Genomic DNA, 17987 nt, shown 5'->3' with positions numbered 1-17987 from the left:
CCGCGGGGTACGGGGATCAGCCGTTGTTGGCGCCGTTGCCCGAGAGGACCGGGATCTGGTCCAGGATGTGCGACAGCGGCTCGTCGCCCTTGGCCTGGGTCGAGTTCTCGACGCACTGCTGGTTCTGCGGGGCCGAAAGGATCGGGACGTCCTGCACGGCGATCGGGATCAAGCCGACGAGCGAACCGGCGTTGACCTTCGCGGGCAGGCCGATGCACGGCTTGTTCAGCGAACCCTGGACCAGCGAGAGCTGCGGGCTCATGGCACCGAACGTGGCGGAGTTGCCGAACGACTGGGTAGCCCCGTTGCCGCTGACCGAGGTGGTGCCACCGTCGTCACCGATCGCCAGGGCCTGAGGGGCGGCCGTGGCCGAGATGCCGGCGACGGAAGCGGCGATAGCGGCGGTTGCCCACAGCTTCTTCATGTTCGTTCCCTTCGAAAAGCGGACTCCTGGGGGAGGAGCTGCATGATCATCAACTGGGGGAACTGTGAAGGGGTTTCGGGTTGTGCCCCATTCGGCGCAGCGCCCGGGGAGCTCGATTCGCCATGTGTACGCCGGTGAGCTCCCTCGAAAGAAGACGCCATGGCCGGAGCGGGGCGCACCGTGCCGCCGGGAAAAAGAATTCGCCCGAGGAGCTGAAAGGCCGAAGAGATGGAGAGACGGAGAGGTGAAGAGCCGGAGGGGTGAAGAGCAGAAAAGGCGAAAAGTCGAAAAGGGGAATGCGTGAAGAACCGAACGGCAGAAGACCCGAACGCATGACGAGCCGAATGTGTGAAGAATCCGAAGGGCCGGAGAAACGCCGACGGGCCGCCGGATGTCCGGCGGCCCGCTGACGGGAACTCAGGAAGTGGACTACCTGTTGCCCACACCGTTGCCCGAGAGCACCGGGATGTCGTCGAGGATGTGCGACAGCGGCTCGTCGCCCTTGGCCTGGGTCGAGTTCTCGACGCACTGCTGGTTCTGCGGGGCCGAGAGGATCGGGACGTCCTGGACGGCGATCGGCACGGCGCCGATGAGCGAGCCGAGGTTCGCCTTGGCCGGCAGACCGATGCAGGGCTTGTTCAGCGAGCCCTGGATGAGCGCCATCTGCGGGCTCATGTTGCCGAACGTCGCCGAGTTGCCGTACGACTGAGTGGCACCGTTACCGCTGGTGGACGTCGTGCCACCGTCGTTTCCGATGGCCAGCGCCTGCGGCGCGGCCGCGGCGGAAACGCCGACGACGGAAGCGGCGACCGCGGCGGCGGCCATAACCTTCTTGATCACTAGCTAGTCCCTTCTGGAGAAACCCCGTCCACCGGAGCGCACTGGTCAACTGCGGCGGACGACCTTGGTTGCTCCCATTCACTCCGATGGCGCACATCGAGGAGGGTCTCCGGGCTCGCGCGCGCCGGGGATTCCCGCGCATCCCCGGCCGCTGAACGGGCCAACCGGGTGAATCACCGAAACCAATGCGGGGCCGCCGGGTTGATGCCAGGGCAGGAACACGTGTCTCTGCCAGGAAAGGAACGCGAAATGTTCAAGAAGGCAATGGCCGCGGCGGCGGTCGCCGCTTCCGTCGTCGGTGTCTCGGCGGCGGCCGCGCCCCAGGCGCTTGCCATCGGTGACGACAACGGCACGACCTCCGTCAGCGGGAACGGCGCCACGGAGTCGTTCGGCAACTCGGTGACCGGCGGCAGCATGAGCCCGCAGCTCAGCCTCGCGCAGGGCACGCTGAACAAGCTCTGTGTCGGCCTGCCGGCCAAGGCGAACGCCGGTTCGCTCGTCGGGGTCCTCGTGCCCGTCGCCGTCCAGGACATTCCGGTCCTGTCGGCCCCGCAGAACCAGCAGTGCGCCGAGAACTCGACCCAGGCCAAGGGCGACGAGCCGTTGTCGCACCTGGTGGACGACATCCCGGTCCTGTCGGGCAACGGTGTCGGCAACCACTGACCGTCGCCGCTGAAATCTTCGCCTCGAAGAGGCTCGGGCCGCCCGTCGCGTTCGACGCGGGCGGTCCGCTGCTCTTTCCGGTAATTCAGGGAAGCGTTTCTTCCCTTGTGCGGACTCGGTTCCGACAGGGAAACAGGGCAATTCGAGTGAATTCCCAAACGGCACGCGTTCCGCAGTTTCTTCGGGCGTCCCGGCCTCGTTTACAGCCTGCAGGTCATGAAGCGAGCCGTTCCTGTTGCGCTCGCTCGGCTTCGGCCGTCATAGGGGCATGACCGCAGAGAAGGGAAAGCACGTGAAGCACAAGAAGAGCGCTGCTGTCGTCGCCGGCGCGATCATGGCCCTGGGCATGGCCGCCCCGGCCTTCGCGGACTCCGGTGCCGAGGGCGCCGCCATCGGTTCCCCGGGTGTCCTCTCGGGCAACGTGATCGAGGTCCCCGTGCACGTCCCCGTCAACCTGTGCGGCGACTCGGTCGACGTCATCGGCCTGCTCAACCCGGCCTTCGGCAGCGGCTGCGTCAACCACTGACGCGACAGGACACCAGCCACCCGGCTGTGTCACGGCCGGCCTTGGACCGCCTTTTCCGGTTCCGGGGCCGGCCTTCCTCACTTCTCACTTCTTCACACAGGGAGGACAAGAGATTGCGACAGACCCTGAGCAAGGGAATGGTCATGGCCGCGGCCACGACGAGCATCCTGTCCCTGTACGGCACCCCCGCGTTCGCGGACGCGCAGGCGAACGGCGGAACGGCGGACTCGCCCGGCGTCGGTTCGGGCAACACGCTTCAGGTTCCGGTGAACGTGCCGGTGAACGTCTGCGGTATCACCGTCGACGCGATCGCCGCGCTCAACCCGGCCTTCGGGAGCTCCTGCGCCAACGGCTCGGGTTCGCAGGGACCGCGCGGCGTGACGCACCAGCCCGTCCACCATGTGGGCCGGACCGGCCACGGCGGTGGGCACGTCCACCACGACGGGTCGGGCCACCACAGCGGCATGCCGGGCTCCGGCACCCACGGTTCCGGCACCCACGGTCACGGCTTCCCGGGTTCCGGCACCCACGGTCACGGCTTCCCGGGTACGGGTTTCGACGACTCCGGCCCGCTGGGTCCGGGTTCACACGGCTCCGGCGCCTGGGCGCACGGTGAGACGCACGGTTCGCCAGGCATCGGGTCGGGCAACAACGTGCAGGCCCCGGTGGACATCCCGGTGGACGTCTGCGGCGACTCGGTGAACGTGGTCGGCATCGGCAACCCCGCGTTCGGCAGCGACTGCGAGAACGGCTACGGCGACACCCCGCCGCCTCCCACGACGCCGCCGGTGACCCCGCCACCGCCCACCACCCCGCCGCCGGTGACCCCGCCGGTGACCCCGCCGGTGACACCGCCGGTGACGCCTCCCGTCACTCCGCCGTTGACGCCGCCCGTCACCCCTCCCGGTCCTCCCGCCCTGGCCCAGACGGGCAGTGAGGACGTACTCGGGTTCTCGGCCGCCAGTGCCGCGCTGCTGATCGGCGGCGCCGTCCTGTACCGGCGAGGCCGAGCCACGTCGCGTCGCTAGTACGCGGCACCAGCGGGATGCCCGTACGACGCTTCGGGTGCCGGACGCCTCGCCGTGTCCGGCACCCGAGCTCGTCGTGCGAGCCGGTCCCGGGTCTGTTCCCGGGGCCTCCATGAACAGACCCGGCACCGAGGACCAGAGGTCCCGGCCGGCCGCGGGCGAGCCGTCGGCCACCAAGGCCGGCCCCGCGCCGCTCGTCGACGAGCGGACCGAGCCGTTCGCGGGCCGCCTCCGGACCCGTCGCCCGCGACGCGACGTTCGGCCTCCGGCGCCGCCTCGCCGCCCCACCGCCTCCAGCCCCAGCCGTACGCCTCCCGTCGACGCGCGGGCCGCGGCGCTCGCGTCATCCATCGGGATGAGCACCGCCGGACGAGATGGACGCGCGGCCACTCGGAGCAACGCCGGGGCGACGCCCATCCCGCTCACGCCGGGCGTGTCCCTCGGACGAAGGTGTGATCCGCGGACGGGAAATTCCGCGGAATCGGCGGCCACGCACATTTCCAGGACCGCTCCGTCGGGCAGCGGCACGGACCTTCCCCTCGACCCGGTCACCCTCGCGGGTGAGCGGTGTGTCGCGAAGGCGACGCCTCTGTTGGCGGAACGGCTACTTGTATGACTGGGTGTCAGTGGAGGAGGAGTAAGAAAGCAGCCGGAGCAGCGGAGAGCGGAGAGAGGAGCAGGCATGGCCCCACAACAGCAATGGTCCCGGAGCGGAAGGCTGGTATTCGTCGCGGTCGGCGTCGTCGCGTCGATCGCCATGGCGCCGGGTCCGGGATACGCCATGGGCGCCGGGGTGGTGCGCGTCGCCGATCCTCCGGCACCGTCACCGACGTCGGTGACACCGCAGGCGCAGACGCCCGTGCCGCCCGCGCCGCCCGTGCCGCCCGCGCCGCCGTCCACGACGGCGGTCGCGCCGCCGCCTCCCACCGCATCCGTGACACCCGCCGTCCCACCCACCTCACCCGTGACGCCGCCGAAACCCGTGACGCCCCCGGCGCCCGCGAAGCCGGCGAAGCCCGTGAAGCCCACGACGGTCACACCGCGCCCGGCCTTCGGGGCCTACCTCGACTACGGCCCGCTGGGCGTGGCCCGGATCGCCCAGCTCAGCCAGTGGCTGGGCGGCACCGAACTGCGCGTCGGGCACACGTACCTGCCGGGCGACCGCTGGAGCAACATCGAGGGACCGCCCGGCTTTCTGGACGTCTGGGCGGGCTGGCGGCGTGAGCGGGCCGACCGGATGCTCGTCCTCAACGTGCCGATGCTGGAGCGCAACGAGGAGAACGTCTCCGACCCGGAGGTGCGGGCGCTGCTGCGGCAGGGCGCCGACGGCGCGTTCGACCGGCACTTCCGCGCGCTCGCCCAGCGGCTGGTCCGACTTAAGGTGCCGGACACCGTCGTCGTGCTCGGCTGGGAGATGAACGGCATCACGTACACCCACCGCTGCGGGCCGGACCCGGAGGCGTGGAAGAAGTACTGGAACAGGATCGTCACCGTCATGCGGTCGGTCCCGGGCCAGAAATTGCGGTTCGACTTCACCCCGAGCCGCGGCCTGGACGCCGTTCCCTGGACACAGTGCTATCCCGGGGACGACACGGTCGACATCATCGGCATGGACTCCTACGACCAGCCGAGCGGACTGTCGTTCGACGAAGAGGTGAAGGAGCCGTACGGCCTTCAGGAACACGTGGACTTCGCCAAAGCCCACGGCAAGCCCATCTCGTACCCCGAATGGGGACTCTTCCGCAACGGTGACAACGCGGCGTACATGAAGCGCATGCTCGCGTGGATGGACGACCACCGGCCCCTGTACAACACGCTGACCGACTACTGTCCGCACGGCGTGTGGCAATGCGCGGACAACCCGAAGGCGTCCCAGGTCTACCGCGAGGTGCTCTCGGGCCACATCGGCCCGGCATCGGAGCCGGTGCCGACACCGGTGCCGTCCGTGCCCAAGCCGGTGCCCAAGCCGGTGCCGACACCCGTGCCCGAGCCAGTGCCGACGTCCGTGCACCCTCCCAACTGTTCGCCGGTGGAACTGGGTGACTGGGTGGAGCACTGGCTCGGAGGGAAGCTCTGCCTCCGCTTCGACTGGTGGTCGCGCAACCGGTGACCGGGCCGTGTGACCGGGCCATGTGACCGAGATCGGCACGCCGTGATCGGCACGCCGTGACCGGGACATCGTGACCGGGACATCGTGACCGGGACATCGTGGTGGCGGGGGGCCGTTCACGGCCCGTCGCCACCACGCTCCCTCCAGCGCCGCACCAGTTCCTTGCCCCGGCTGCGCGCGACGACGTCGCAGACCACCGCCGACAGCAGCGGCGCCGTACGCCGCCGGGCGAGCAGCAGCCGTTGGTTGACGACCGGGTAGGGGCGCCAGTGGTACTTGTAGGGCTCGTCGCCGCGCAGCAGGCTCAGTGCCCCGCGGCGTTCCCCCTCGGTGTGCCGGGCGCAGGCGTCCAGCAGTATCACGGCGACATCGGCCTTCCGCTCGCGCAGATCCGGATGGGCCCCGTAGAGGTAGCCGCCCGCCAGCCGCGGGGACAGCAGGGTGAGGTCCACCGCCATCACGGTGCCGTCGAGCCGGAACTCGGTGACCACCGCGTCCCCGGAGCTCACCATCGGTCCGACCGACCGGACCAGGTGTTCGGCGAACCGTTCCTGGAGGTGCTCGGACGTCACCTTCCGCCCCTGCCACTGCAGTCGGTGCAGTTCCAGCAGGCGGCGCAGTGCCGTGTCCACCTCACCGGCCGGTACGATCCGGCGCTCGATGCCCAGTGCGGCGAGCTTGCGCAGCTTGGCCCGCACGCGCTGGGCCTTCGAGGAGGGCAGCCGGCCCACCAGTTCGTCCATCGAGAGGGCGGGCAGTTCCAGACAGAGCGAGTCGCGCACCCGGCGCCGCGGTCCGTGCCAGCGCTCGTAGACCCGCTCCACCGCGCCGCCGGGCCGTACCTCGCGGAAGTCGATCACCGCGCTGCGGGCGGCCAGGGACAGTCCCTCGGCGAGAGTCGCCGCCGCGCGGTCGGCGTACTCGTCGTCGATGAGGACGTCGCCGTAGTCGGAGATGGCCCCGCCGAGGGGGACCAGCGCGGGCAGCGGACGGCGTACGCGCATCAGGGGCGCGACCGCGCGGAGCTCGTCGCCCTCACGGACCAGGACCAGACGCAGGCGGCCGGGGGTGCCGTACGACAGCCACCAGGAGTACAGCCAGGCGTGGTTCTGGAACGGGGTGGCGGTGGCGCACCGGCCGTACAGGCGTCCCCAGGCGGGTGCCAGGGCGGCGAACTCCCGCTCCTCGGTGATGATCTCGGCCCGCAGGGCGCCGGCGGGCCCGGCCCGCAGAGCGCCGTTCACAGCTGTCCCCGCGCGTCGGCGGCGGACGCCGGGTTCGGTACGCAGGCCGTTCGCGCCGATTCCGTGCCCCGCCGCGGACGCACCAGCAGGACCAGACCGCCCAGCAGCCCCCCGGCACTCGCGCCGACCAGACCGGTCACCTTCGGCGACGGCGAGGAGGGGGCGGTCGGCTTCATCGCCGGGGAGAACTGTAGGAGTTCGACGTGGGTACTGGCACGGGTGGCGTTGGCGTGCTCGGTCAGCGAGCGCGAGACGGCGTTCGCCATACCGGCCGCGAGACCCGGACGCGTGGACGTGGCCGACACGGCGACCATCGGAGCGTCGGGCGAGGTCGCGGTCTGCACACTGCGCTGCAGCGTCCTCACCGGTACTCCGGCCCGCACCTGCGCGCCCTCGAGCACCGCGAGCTGCGTGGCGACCCGGCCGTACGCCTGCGCGAAGCCGAGCGCCGGTGCCGGGTCCGACTTCTCCGTAGGGACGGCGATGACGTAACTCGTCGCCGTGTACGTCGGGGGCTTCTCGACCCCGTACGCGCCGCCGAGCGCACCGCCGAGCAGGGCACCGGCGACGAGCAGGGTCCACCGCGGCAGGCCCCTCCGACGGGCGACGGGCTTGATCACCGGGCCGGGCGGGACCACCGGTTCGGCCGGGCCAGGCGTGTCCCCCGGGCCGTCCGGTTCGGCCGGGCGGTGCTGCCTGGTGGGAATTTCGGTCATGAGGAACTCACTCCCAGAGGGGGGCAGGAGACGGCGGCCGCGTACACGTCCATGAGCTGCGCGGCGCTGCGGGTGATGCTGTAGTGGTGGGCGGCGTCCGGTACCGAGCGGGGTCCTGGACCCGCTCCGCGCACCGCCCGGAGGGCTCGTACGAACGAGTCGGCACCGCCCTGGACCCGGCGGGCGCCGGGCGCGGCGCCCGCGGGCAGGTCCTCGACCGCGGGGCAGGAGACGTACAGGACCGGCAGCCCGGCCGCCATCGCCTCCACGACCGCGAGCCCGAAGGCTTCTTCGGCGCTGGGTGAGGCGAGGACGTCCATGGCCGCGGTCAGCGACGGCAGATCGGCGCCCGGGAGGCCGCCGGTGGGGCGCTCGCCGGTGAACAGCACCCGGTCCGTGACCCCGGCCCGCTGTGCGGTCCGGCGCAGCACGCTCTCCTCGGTGCCGCCGCCGACCAGCAGCAGCCAGTGGTCCGGGGGCAGTTGGGCCAGCGCGCGGATCAGGACGTCGAACCGCTTGCCCGCCGTGAGCCGGCCGACACCGCCCACGACGTAGGCGTCCGCCGGCAGTCCGAGCCTGCGACGGGTGCGTTCGCGCAGGACCGGATCGAAGCGGAAACGGTCCACGTCGATGCCGTTCGGGACGACCTCGATGCGCGGTCCGGGCACCCCCCAGCGACGCAGCCGGTCGGCCACGGTCGGTGAGACGGCGACGGTGGACCGGCCGAGCCGCTCGCTGGCGAGATACAGCGCGCGGACGCCCGCGCTCAGTCGGCGCCCCTCCATCTGCGAGTCGCCCAGGGAGTGTTCGGTGGCCACGACGGCCTTCACCCCGGCCAGCCGCGCCGCGATCCGGCCGTACACGCACGCCCGGTAGAGGTGGGTGTGCACGAGGTCGTAGCGGCCTCCGTGGATCAGCTTGGCCAGCCGGGGGAGCGCGGCGAGGTCCCGGTTGCCGTTCATGGCGAGGTGGACGACGCGTACGCCGTCGTCGGCGAGTCCGTCGGCGACCGCGCCGGGGTTGGTGAGTGTGACGACGTCGCAGTCCACGGGCAGATGCCGCAGGAGCAGCCGCAGTTGCTGCTCCGCGCCGCCGACACCGAGGCCGGTGATGATGTGCAGGGCCTTCATCAGGCCCCCTCGACCGGGCGCCGCCGCAGCCGGTGCAGCTTGAGTTTCAGCAGCAGGCGTACGGCGGTGTCGTTCTGCCCGATGTGGACGCGCGGCAGGGCGTGCGGGCCGGTCAGCGGGCCGGGGTCGATTCCGCAGCCGTAGCGGTACCCGGCGTCGCGCACGGCGTCCACGACCCGCGGGTCGATGGTTCCGTAGGGATAGCAGAAGCCGTCCACGAGGGCACCCGTCAGGTCGGAGAGCACCGCTCTGCTCCCGGCGACCTCGGAGTGCAGCAGGGCGTCGTCGATCTGTGTCAGGTCGATGTGGGTGAGGCCGTGTGAGCCGATCTCGATGCCCTCGGCGGCGGCCAGCCGGATGCCGCGGGCACCGAGCAGCGGTTTGCGGGGGCCGAGCGGGTCCCAGGCGTTGTCGCCGTCCAGCCGACCGGGCAGGACGAAGAGGGTGGCACCGCAGTCGTGCCGGCGCAGGAGGGGCAGGGCGGTCTCGACGAAGTCGGCGTATCCGTCGTCGAAGGTGAGACCGACCAGGCCGCGGCCCTTTCCCCGGGCGCGTGCGGCGAGCAGTTCGGCCATGCTCACACCACGCAGCCCGCGGCGCCGCAGCCACCCCAGCTGGTGGTCGAGACGCTCCGGCGAGACCGTGATGCTGTACGGGTCGTCGGAGCAGTCGCCCACGGAGTGGTACATCGCGATCCAGGGGACCGTGTCGGCGGCCCGCACGGCGGTGTGGAAGCAGGTGCGGCGACGGAGGTCGGTGGCGGCGCGTGCGTCGACACGTCTGAAGCGGTCAGCGGAAACGGACATGCGGCAGCCTTCGTTTGAGGGAACGGAGGACGGGTGCGAGGGCCTGGATCCCCAGGGCCCAGGCCAGCACGGCGAAGACGACGGTCACGACGGTGCCGCCGAGGACGAGACCCACCAGGGGAGAGTGCGAGCGGCTCGCGCAGAACGCTCCCACCGCGCCCGCGACGAGCGCCGCGCGCACCGGTTTGCCCAGTTCGGCGGCCACCCGACGGGTGCGGATCGGCACGCTGCGCGAGCCCATGCCGCACAGCAGGAGCAGGGCGCTGAGGGTGATGCCGCCCGCGTTCGCCGCGGCGATCCCGCACACCCCCCAGCTGCCGACGGCCAGCGCCCCGATCCACGAGGTCGCGACGATCCCGGCGGTCATCGCGAACAGCGGGTACCAGGTGGGCCGCCCCGACGAGAAGTACGAGCGCACGAGGGCGCCCACCAGCGTGTGGCCGAGCAGTCCGACCGCGTAGACCCGCATCACGGCGGCGGTGGCCGCGGTGTCCTGCGCGGTGAACGCACCCCGCTGAAAGAGCAGTTGGATGATCTGGGGCGCGCACGCGACGACCGCCGCGGTACCGAGGAGCACGGTGCAGGAGACCAGCGCCAGGTCGCGCTCGACCCGGGCACGGGCCCGCTCGGTGTCGCCCTCGGCCATCGCCTGCGCCACCACCGGGAAGGTGACGGTGCACAGCATCAGCGAGAGGACCATCGGCATCTGCGCGACCTTCTGCGCATAGTTGAGGTGCGAGATGGCACCGGCGGGCAGGGACGAGGCCAGGAACCGTTCGACCAGGACCTGGGACTGCCGGCACAGGGCGAAGAGCAGGACCGTGCTGATCAGCGTCAGGTCCATCGGACGCGCCTGCGCGACGGCCGCCCCGTCCACGGCCACCTCGTGCCGCCTGAGCTGCCGCCAGAGCGAGGGCGCCTGCGCGACCACCATCAGGGCGCCGCCCACCGCGACCCCGAGGGCCGCCGAGCGCACCCCCCAGCGGCCGCCGAGGACGAACATGGCCGTGATGATGCCGGTGTTGTACGCGACGTAGATGACCGCGGGCGCGACGAACCGGCGGTGCGCCCGCAGTGCGGCGCTGCAGTATCCGGCGAGACCGAAGGTGAACACGCAGGTGGCCGTCAACCGGGTGCAGTCCACGGCGAGCCGGGGGTCGGGCAGGCCCGGCGCGAGAGCCTCGACGAGGTAGGGCGCCCCGGCGATCAGCAGCGCGGCGACGGCCGTGACGGCGAGCGTCAGTCGGGGCAGGGTCGCGGCGACCAGCGCGCGGACCGGATCGCCGACGGCCCCCTGGGCGCGCCGTGCCACCGCCATGCTGAACGCCGGTACGAGCACGAAGGCCAGACCGTCCTCGATCAGCAGTGTCGCCGCGAACTCCGGGAGGGTCCAGGCGACCAGGAAGGCGTCCGTCGCGGAGTCCGCTCCGAACAGGTGCGCGAGGGCCTGGTCGCGACCGAGGCCCAGCAGGGCTCCGGCGATCGACAGCGCGATCGTGACGAGGGCGGCCTTGGCGAGGAACCGGTTGGAAGGGCTCTCCGGTGAGGTGGTGGGGGTGGAGGAAGCCGTGGGGGTGGAGGGGGTGAAGGCACTGGGAGGCACAGAGGGAGCAGAGGGTGCAAGAGGTACAGAGGGAGCAGAGGGAGCAGAGGGTGCAAGAGGCACAGAGGGAGCAGGGGGTGCAGAGGGAGCAGGGGGTGCAGAGGTAGTGGACGGGGCAGAGGGGGTGAAAGAGGCAGAGGGGGCAGCGGAGTTGGGCGGGGCGGACAGGAAGGGAGGACGGAGAGGGGAGGGAGGGGCGAGAGGGCCGGGTGGGTCGTAGCCGGGGGCGTCGTCGCGGGCGCCCGGCAGGGCGAACGTGTCGTCGGTTCCGGCGCCACCGTCGGCCGCCGCCCGGGGAGGCTGCACCGTCATCGCCCCGAGACCTCCTTCGGCGAGAGCGCCGCCGGCGAGGACGTGGACACGGGCGACGCCGCGGCTCGGGAGGCCGGCGGTGCCGGAAGTGCCGGGGACGCCGCGGCTTCGGAGGCCAGGGACACCGGGGACGCCTGGTCCACCAGCGCCCACCAGGCCACCAGGCCGAAGCAGACACCCGTCAGCACCGTGGAGGGTCCGCCGATGTCCGCGTACACGAAGTCCACCAACTGCCAGCCGAGCAGCCCGCACGCGACCAGCGCGCAGTCGAGCCCCGACCGGGCCGGAACCGGGCTGCCGCGCCCCGCCGGGGCGCCCGGCGGCGTCCGGCGCACCCGGACCAGGCCGCGCAGCGCGCACACCAGGAGCGCCAGCCAGCTGCCGGAGAGGGCGAGCAGCCCGATCAGGCCCTGCTCGCTCAGCACGAGCAGATACATGTTGTGCGGGGAGAGCAGCGGCTGCTTGCTGTACGCCGTTCCGGCGCCCCCGATGTCGCTGCCCGAGGAGAGGGCCAGTGAGGCATGGCCGTCGCGGTGGTCGGGGAAGCCCTTCAGCCCGACGCCGGTGAGCGGGTGGTTCCGCCACATGTCGACGGCCGCCGCCCACATGGTGTACCGGTCCACCACCGACTGGTCCGGGGCGTCGGTGACCCGCGTGATGCTGTCGACGCGCTCCTGCAGCATCGCCGTACCGACGCCGAGTCCGCCCACCAGGATCACGGCCACCGCCGCGACGGCGGCGCCGACCTTCACCGCGCGCCGCAGCCCCGCCAGCGTCAGCTGGACGCCGCACGCCAGAGCCGTGGCGATCCACGCGCCCCGGCTGAACGACAGCGCGAGCGGCGCCAGCAGCGCCAGCGCGCACACGACGGCGGAGGTCCGCTGCCGCACCGGGCCCGAACCGAGCGCCAGGGCGAGCGCGCACACCAGCCCGAAGGCGACCACCGTCGCCATGCCCATCACGTCCGTCGGCCCGAAGGTGCCCACGGCCCGGACGTCCTCGCCCTGGTAGGAGGCACCGGTCCCGGTGACGTACTGGTGCACCCCGACCGCCCCCTGCCACAGCGCCAGGGCGACGAACGACCAGGCGAGCAGCCGGAAGTCGCGGCGGTCCCGGACCAGCAGCAGCACGGCCGCGGGCACCAGGACGAAGATCTGCAGATAGCGGGTGAGACCGGTGATCCCCGCTCCTGGGCTCGCCGCCCCGGCCGCCGCGACCGCGATGCCGACCACGGGCAGCCCGAGGACCGCCGCCGCGCCCGGTGACAGGGGGCGCCGACGGTCCCGTACGAGCCGTACCGCGCAGCAGAGCACGACCAGACCGGACATGGCGTCCGCGATGTTCGCGCCGCCCTCTCCGCTCGGCGCGATCGGCAGCCCGAGCAGCGCGATCACCGCCATGACCGGCAGCACCGGCAGCGCGCGGCGCGCGCCGGACAGCAGGGTGCCCAGTGGCGAGCGGGCGGTGGCCGGCGGCGAACAGGGGGGCGGCGGCGAGCAGGGGGTCGGCGGCGTGCGGGGGACGGCCGGCGGTGAGTGGGGCAGGGCTCGGCTCATCGGCTCAGCTCCCCGTCGGGCGTACCAGCGAGGCCGCTGTGCGCAGCAGGATGCAGACGTCCTGCCACAGCGACCAGTCGTCGATGTACGCGTTGTCGAACCGGCAGCGGTCCTCGATCGAGGTGTCGCCGCGCAGCCCGTGGATCTGGGCGAGGCCGGTGATGCCGGTCTGCATGCGGTGGCGAGCCGCGTAACCCGGGTAGGTCTGGCTGAACTTGGCCACGAAGTAGGGCCGTTCGGGGCGCGGGCCGACCAGGCTCATGTCGCCCCGCAGGACGTTCCACAGCTGCAGCAGTTCGTCGAGCGAGGTGCGCCGCATGAAGTGGCAGAAACGGCTCATCTCCCGCTCGCCCGCGACGCTCCAGCGGGTCGCGGCCTCGTGCGCGTCGACCGGACGGTGGGTACGGAACTTCAGCAGGGTGAAGGGCCGTCCGTCCTTGCCGATGCGCTCCTGGCGGAAGACCACCCCCGGTCCGTCGCTCAGCCGCAGCGCGACCGCGCACACCAGCAGCAGTGGGCTGATCACGAGCAGCAGCACCCCGGAGACGGCGACGTCGAGAAGCCGTTTGCCGAGGTTCCCGCGCGGTCTGGAGACGTTGATCCGCCGGCAGGAGAACCCGGCGAGCCGCCCGCTCCCGCCCGCCCTCCTGTTCGCGCCTCCCTGGGCTCTGCCCCGCGGCACCGCGTACGAGGTCTCCTGCGACGGCGAGTCCGCGTCGACGTGCCACAGCACACAGCCCGCCTCGCTCAACGCCCGCAGCAACGGACCGTGTTCGCGGTGCGGCTCCACCACGAGCACCGCGCGCACGCTGTTCTGGATGAGGGCCCGCTGCACCTCCTCACCGGTGGTGAGGACCGGCAGCCCCTCGGCGCCGGCCGTCTGGGCGGCGACGACGCCCACCGGACGCAGGCCGCACCGAGGGTGACGCAGGAAGGCCGCGGCCACCCGCTGGGCGGTTCCCGCGGGGCCGATCACCAGGGTGGCGTCGGGGCGCAGGACCAGGGCCCGGCGGCGTCGCCGGTGCAGGACGGCGCGGGCCGCGCAGCTCACCGCCGACTGCATTGCGCAGCCGATCGCCAGGGTCCGGGCGGGCAGCGCCGCGGCCGGGGAGAGCGCCGCCAGCAGGGCCGCGAGCGTGCACCACGTCACCACGACGCGCGCGCACACGGCGGGCAGGTCGTCGAGCACCGTGGGGATCCGCCCGGGGCGGTACAGCGTTCCGTGAGCGTTCAGCACGAGCACGCCGAGCAGCAGCGCGACGAGGAGCGGCGGGTGCCGCTGGACCTGGGCGAGGGACAGGCCCGTCAGCACCGCCGCACCGCCGTCCGCGACGAGCAGGGGCAGCCACGGGGCGCGCGGGGCGGACAGCCGACGCACGGCGGGGAACCTGAAGCCGTCGGCGGCCCCGCGTGAAGGGATGACCGAGACGGGCGAGGATCCGTACTCCCGGGGCTGCCCGCCAGGGGAGGGAACGGTGCTTTCCGCAGTCACGTGTGGATGGGCTCCCTGCACTCGGTGTGTTCCCCGCACCCGGCGCGCCCGCCGGGCCCCGCGGCGAGCAACTCGCGGTAGACCCCCGCGACCGCGTCGGCCACGCGCCGCACGTCGTGCGTGGTCAGTACGTGGCGTCGCCCCTGCCGGCCCAGCGACTCGCGCAGCGGCGGATCGGCCAGCAGGTCGCAGATGGCGCGGACCAGCGGGCCCGGCGCCCGGGAGGGCACCAGACAGCGGGTGTCGAGGCCCGGCGGGAGGCTCTCGCGGGCGCCGTCCACGTCCGTCATCACGACCGGACGCCCGCAGGCCATGGCCTCCAGCGGCGCCAGCGCCATGCCCTCCCAACGGGACGGCAGCACGACCAGGTCGGCGGCCTGGTACCAGGGCACGGCATCGTCCGCGGCCCCGGCGAACAGCACGTCGCCGGGTGCCCCGGCCCGCAGGCGCGCGGCCTCCGGACCGTCCCCGACGAGCACGAGCCGGGCTGCGGGCATCCGTCGCCGTACGGTGTCCCAGGCGTCCAGCAGGACGTCCTGGCCCTTCTGCCGGCACAGCCGTCCGACGCAGACGACCAGGGGAGCCGCCGGATCGAGCCGGTCGAGCAGGGGGATCCCGGTCCGTACGGTCCTCGCGTCGGCGGGGTGGAAGCGGTCGGTGTCGACCCCGTTGGGGATCACACTCCACGTCGCCCTGACCCCGGCGCGCACTCCGGTGACGCGCTCCGCCTCACTCACACACACCACCCGGGACGCCCAACGCGCCCCCCACCGCTCCCACTTCAGCGCGAGGCCCGCCGGGAGGCCGTCGACCGCCTCGAAGGACCAGGCGTGCGGCTGGAACACCGTCGGCACCCGGCCACGCAGGACGAGCCGGGCGGCGAGTCCGGCCTTGGCGCTGTGCGCGTGCACCACGTCGGGCCGCGCCTCGGTGACCACGTGAGCGAGCTGTCGTACCTCCCGGACCAGCCGGGGACCCGGCGCGCGGGTCGCCTGCCAGTGCGCCACGTCGGAACCGAGCGCCCGGAGCGTGTGCGCGAGGCCGCTGTCCTGCGGGCAGGCCGCGGTGACGTGGAGTCCGGCGGCGAGCTGCGCCTTCACCAGGTCGGTGAGCACCCGGGCCACTCCGCCGTCGACCGGCTGGCTGAGGTGCAGGACCCGCGGCGGAGGGTCGCTCGATGGCAATGACATGCGCGGGTTCCTTAGTGACGGGCGGCGCTCTGACGCACGCGTCACCGCTGCGCGTCGACGGCGGCGAACAGCGCTCCGACCCAGGCCGCGTCCCGCTGCGAAACGAGTTGGACGGTCAACTGGTCACCCCCGAAACGGAATTCCGTGTCCAGGCCGAGGACATCGGCGTCGTATCCGGGTGTGTTCGAGCACCTGGGCACGCGTTCGGCCGGTGTGTTCCCCGGCTCGGTGATCGACGAGCCGAGTACGTCGTCCGGGGGGCCGGCGGCGTCGCCCGGCGCGGTCGGCTCACCGTCGTCGGCCCGCGGACCCAGCGGGTCTCCGGTGCTGCCGCGGTCGCCGTCGACGTTCGCGGGGCCGCCGCCCGCTGTCCGGAGGGCGACGAGGGCGGAGCGGCCCACCATCGCGCGGCGCGGCAGAGGGCCCGGGGAATGACGCATGACCGGCGTTGCCCTTTCGGGAAAAGGTTCTGGACCGGCGGAGGAACGGAGATCCGCAGATCACTTGGGTGCGCGCTGACTCCCCCGTCGGTTTTCGACTTTCGACGCCTTGCGGCATCTGGTTCCAAGCAGCCTCGGGAGGTGACCGACTCTAGCCGCTATAGGTATTTATTTGTCGAAACCTGACAAGTGTGTCGTAATAGGGAGGTATTCATCGAGGTCAGAGGCGGGTGTGACGCTCGGGGCCCAGAGCGGGCGACCGGGGGTCTCGAGATCACTCCTTTGGAGGCGCAACCCGTACGTGCGCCGCGCGTTGATTCCAGCGCTGGGCATTCCGCCCGGCTGTTGTGACGATTTCGAGGAGCACTTCTCCATGTCGCGTATCGCGAAGGGCCTGGCCCTGACCTCCGTTGCCGCCGCCGCCATGGCGGGCGCCGCCGGCATCGCCGCCGCCGACAGTGGCGCAAACGGCGCGGCCGCCAACTCCCCCGGTGTCCTGTCGGGGAACGTTCTTGAGGTTCCGGTCCACGTCCCGGTCGAGGTCTGCGGGAACACCGTCGACGTGATCGGCCTGCTGAACCCCGCGTTCGGCGACACCTGCGCCAACGGCTGACGTCACCGCGGACCCTTCTGCCGGCCGTCCTCCCCATCGGGAGGGCGGCCGGTTCGCGTTGCCCCGAACGGGGGAAGGGGGCGGGCGGCCCCGGTGTGGTTCCCCACCAGCGGCGATTGGGGTGGTAAGGGTGCCGGGCTGCTACGGAGAGCGTTCGTACGGTTGCGCACAGCGACGACGGCTTGGACGGTGGGCACACGATTCGAAAGCACCATCGAAGGGAATAGCCGTGCGTGCTCCGCCCGCACGGCGCATCGCGTCCTCCGCACGCACGGCGCATCGCGTCCTCCGCACTCTGTGCCACGCTTCTGCTCGGGATAGCCGGGCCGGCCGCGGCAGCGGCCGGCAGCGACTCGGCACGTGGCCGCACCCACGCGGCGGCACCCGTCCCCGGCGCGGACGCGGTTCTGACGCAGGTTCAGTCGCTCGCGAACGTCAGCGGCGTCCTCGCCCCGGTCACCGACCTGCTCAACGCCGCCCTCAAGGCGGACGGCGGACAGCGTCCCGCCGCCGACGCGACGAAGCTCGGCCAGGCCGTGCGGGACGCGATCGCCAAGGCCACCGCGACGCTGCCGGCCGTGCCCGCCGCGCCCAGCGTGCCGACGCTGCCCAGCACGCCGGCCCTCCCGGCGACGCCGGGTCTGCCCGCCGTGCCCTCGCTGAAGAACGCCGATGAGCAGGGTGGTGCCGAGGAGCGGGGTGACGTCGAGGGACGGAGGGCCGAGCAGCAGGACGACAAGGCGCCGCGCGCCAAGGGTTCGCGAGCCGCGGCGAACCTCGCGGCCGACGCCCTCGTCGCGCTGCAGAAGGCGGTCGACGCGCTGGTCAAGGCGGTCACGTCCGGCGACGCCACCCAGGTGGTGCCCGCCGCCACCGCCGTGGTGACGGGCCTCGTCAACTTCGTCGTCGCCGTCGTGCTCGGTGGCGGCCTGCCGGCACCGAACCTGCCCGGTCTGCCGACGCTGCCGAGCCTGCCGGCGACGTGATCGCCGGTTAGGTGATCGTCCGTGCGGTGATCGCCCGCGATGTGATAGCCCGCGACGTGATCGCCCGCGCGGTGGACGCCCGTGCGGTGATCGCCCGTGCGGTGAACGCCTGAGTCATGAACGTCGACCACATGAATGCCGGTGACCGGTCTCCTGCCCTCCTGGGCCCGGGGAGCGGTGCCTGAGGCGACGCGGTCGCCTGCCCGCCGTGGTGGGGGCCCCGACCATCGGGGGGAACGGTTTTAAAGCGGGGGCGGGTGAATGGTGGGGGAGGTTTATATATAGACAAGACAATAACGACGTGGGGT

17 protein-coding genes are annotated in these 17987 nt (G+C 72.3%); 6 read left to right on the top strand and 11 right to left on the bottom strand.

Annotated features, from left to right (window positions below; genetic code table 11):
- Nucleotides 1-16: 16 nt before the first annotated feature.
- Both ACFVTC_RS09275 and ACFVTC_RS09270 read right to left on the bottom strand, forming a co-directional pair.
- Nucleotides 17-424 carry a rodlin gene (locus ACFVTC_RS09275; RefSeq protein WP_390125657.1) on the bottom strand — a complete coding sequence of 136 codons (408 nt, stop codon included), beginning with the start codon at nucleotides 422-424 and terminating at the stop codon, nucleotides 17-19.
- A gap of 429 nt (nucleotides 425-853) precedes the next feature.
- Nucleotides 854-1264: a rodlin gene (locus ACFVTC_RS09270; protein ID WP_385091150.1), complete on the bottom strand. Its 411-nt coding sequence runs from the start codon at nucleotides 1262-1264 to the stop codon at nucleotides 854-856.
- Nucleotides 1265-1513: 249 nt separating this feature from the next.
- Between ACFVTC_RS09270 and ACFVTC_RS09265 the strand changes: the two genes are divergently transcribed.
- The 4 genes from ACFVTC_RS09265 to ACFVTC_RS09250 all read left to right on the top strand — a co-directional run bounded on the left by ACFVTC_RS09265 (nucleotide 1514) and on the right by ACFVTC_RS09250 (nucleotide 5591).
- Nucleotides 1514-1927 (top strand): rodlin, encoded by a 414-nt coding sequence (locus ACFVTC_RS09265; protein ID WP_390125652.1) that lies wholly within the window; start codon nucleotides 1514-1516, stop codon nucleotides 1925-1927.
- Between the two features lie 268 nt (nucleotides 1928-2195).
- Nucleotides 2196-2453: a chaplin gene (locus ACFVTC_RS09260; RefSeq protein ID WP_390125649.1), complete on the top strand. Its 258-nt coding sequence runs from the start codon at nucleotides 2196-2198 to the stop codon at nucleotides 2451-2453.
- A 113-nt stretch (nucleotides 2454-2566) separates the two neighbouring features.
- Entirely contained in the window at nucleotides 2567-3481 is a 915-nt protein-coding gene (locus ACFVTC_RS09255; RefSeq protein WP_390125646.1) for a chaplin, read from the top strand.
- 682 nt (nucleotides 3482-4163) lie between these two features.
- Complete coding sequence (locus ACFVTC_RS09250; RefSeq protein WP_390125644.1) at nucleotides 4164-5591, top strand: glycoside hydrolase family 26 protein; 1428 nt, start codon at nucleotides 4164-4166, stop codon at nucleotides 5589-5591.
- 116 nt (nucleotides 5592-5707) lie between these two features.
- Here ACFVTC_RS09250 and ACFVTC_RS09245 read toward each other — a convergent pair whose 3' ends face one another.
- From ACFVTC_RS09245 to ACFVTC_RS09205, 9 genes are all read right to left on the bottom strand, one after another.
- On the bottom strand, nucleotides 5708-6799 hold the full coding sequence (locus tag ACFVTC_RS09245) for a GNAT family N-acetyltransferase (protein WP_390126197.1): 1092 nt from the start codon (nucleotides 6797-6799) through the stop codon (nucleotides 5708-5710).
- Nucleotides 6800-6831: 32 nt separating this feature from the next.
- Entirely contained in the window at nucleotides 6832-7551 is a 720-nt protein-coding gene (locus ACFVTC_RS09240; RefSeq protein ID WP_390125641.1) for a lipopolysaccharide biosynthesis protein, read from the bottom strand.
- The gene (locus ACFVTC_RS09235) at nucleotides 7548-8681 is read right to left on the bottom strand and encodes a glycosyltransferase (RefSeq protein WP_390125639.1); all 1134 of its coding nucleotides are present in this window, start codon (nucleotides 8679-8681) and stop codon (nucleotides 7548-7550) included. The genes ACFVTC_RS09240 and ACFVTC_RS09235 overlap by 4 nt, the downstream gene beginning before the upstream one ends.
- The gene (locus ACFVTC_RS09230; protein ID WP_390126195.1) at nucleotides 8681-9370 is read right to left on the bottom strand and encodes a polysaccharide deacetylase family protein; all 690 of its coding nucleotides are present in this window, start codon (nucleotides 9368-9370) and stop codon (nucleotides 8681-8683) included. The genes ACFVTC_RS09235 and ACFVTC_RS09230 overlap by 1 nt, the downstream gene beginning before the upstream one ends.
- Nucleotides 9371-9470: 100 nt before the next feature.
- On the bottom strand, nucleotides 9471-11090 hold the full coding sequence (murJ, locus tag ACFVTC_RS09225) for a murein biosynthesis integral membrane protein MurJ (RefSeq protein ID WP_390125636.1): 1620 nt from the start codon (nucleotides 11088-11090) through the stop codon (nucleotides 9471-9473).
- A 308-nt stretch (nucleotides 11091-11398) separates the two neighbouring features.
- Nucleotides 11399-12802 carry an O-antigen ligase family protein gene (locus ACFVTC_RS09220; RefSeq protein WP_390126193.1) on the bottom strand — a complete coding sequence of 468 codons (1404 nt, stop codon included), beginning with the start codon at nucleotides 12800-12802 and terminating at the stop codon, nucleotides 11399-11401.
- A 160-nt stretch (nucleotides 12803-12962) separates the two neighbouring features.
- Nucleotides 12963-14450 (bottom strand): exopolysaccharide biosynthesis polyprenyl glycosylphosphotransferase, encoded by a 1488-nt coding sequence (locus tag ACFVTC_RS09215; RefSeq protein WP_390125634.1) that lies wholly within the window; start codon nucleotides 14448-14450, stop codon nucleotides 12963-12965.
- Nucleotides 14447-15640 carry a glycosyltransferase family 4 protein gene (locus ACFVTC_RS09210; protein ID WP_390125632.1) on the bottom strand — a complete coding sequence of 398 codons (1194 nt, stop codon included), beginning with the start codon at nucleotides 15638-15640 and terminating at the stop codon, nucleotides 14447-14449. The genes ACFVTC_RS09215 and ACFVTC_RS09210 overlap by 4 nt, the downstream gene beginning before the upstream one ends.
- A 41-nt stretch (nucleotides 15641-15681) precedes the next feature.
- A complete protein-coding gene (locus tag ACFVTC_RS09205) occupies nucleotides 15682-16080 on the bottom strand; it encodes a hypothetical protein (protein ID WP_390125629.1) in 399 nt (132 codons plus the stop codon).
- Nucleotides 16081-16453: 373 nt separating this feature from the next.
- On the opposite strand from ACFVTC_RS09205, the gene ACFVTC_RS09200 reads away from it, so the two are divergent.
- Both ACFVTC_RS09200 and ACFVTC_RS09195 read left to right on the top strand, forming a co-directional pair.
- Nucleotides 16454-16693 (top strand): chaplin, encoded by a 240-nt coding sequence (locus tag ACFVTC_RS09200; RefSeq protein ID WP_329287948.1) that lies wholly within the window; start codon nucleotides 16454-16456, stop codon nucleotides 16691-16693.
- A gap of 233 nt (nucleotides 16694-16926) precedes the next feature.
- The gene (locus ACFVTC_RS09195; protein ID WP_390125627.1) at nucleotides 16927-17679 is read left to right on the top strand and encodes a hypothetical protein; all 753 of its coding nucleotides are present in this window, start codon (nucleotides 16927-16929) and stop codon (nucleotides 17677-17679) included.
- Nucleotides 17680-17987: the final 308 nt, after the last annotated feature.

It is taken from the genome of Streptomyces sp. NPDC057950 (assembly GCF_042887295.1).
In the GTDB taxonomy this organism is placed as follows: Bacteria; Actinomycetota; Actinomycetes; order Streptomycetales; family Streptomycetaceae; genus Streptomyces; species Streptomyces kaempferi.
The sequence above is the reverse complement of the archived record's forward strand: the minus strand, read 5'-3'. Positions and strand labels throughout refer to the sequence as shown.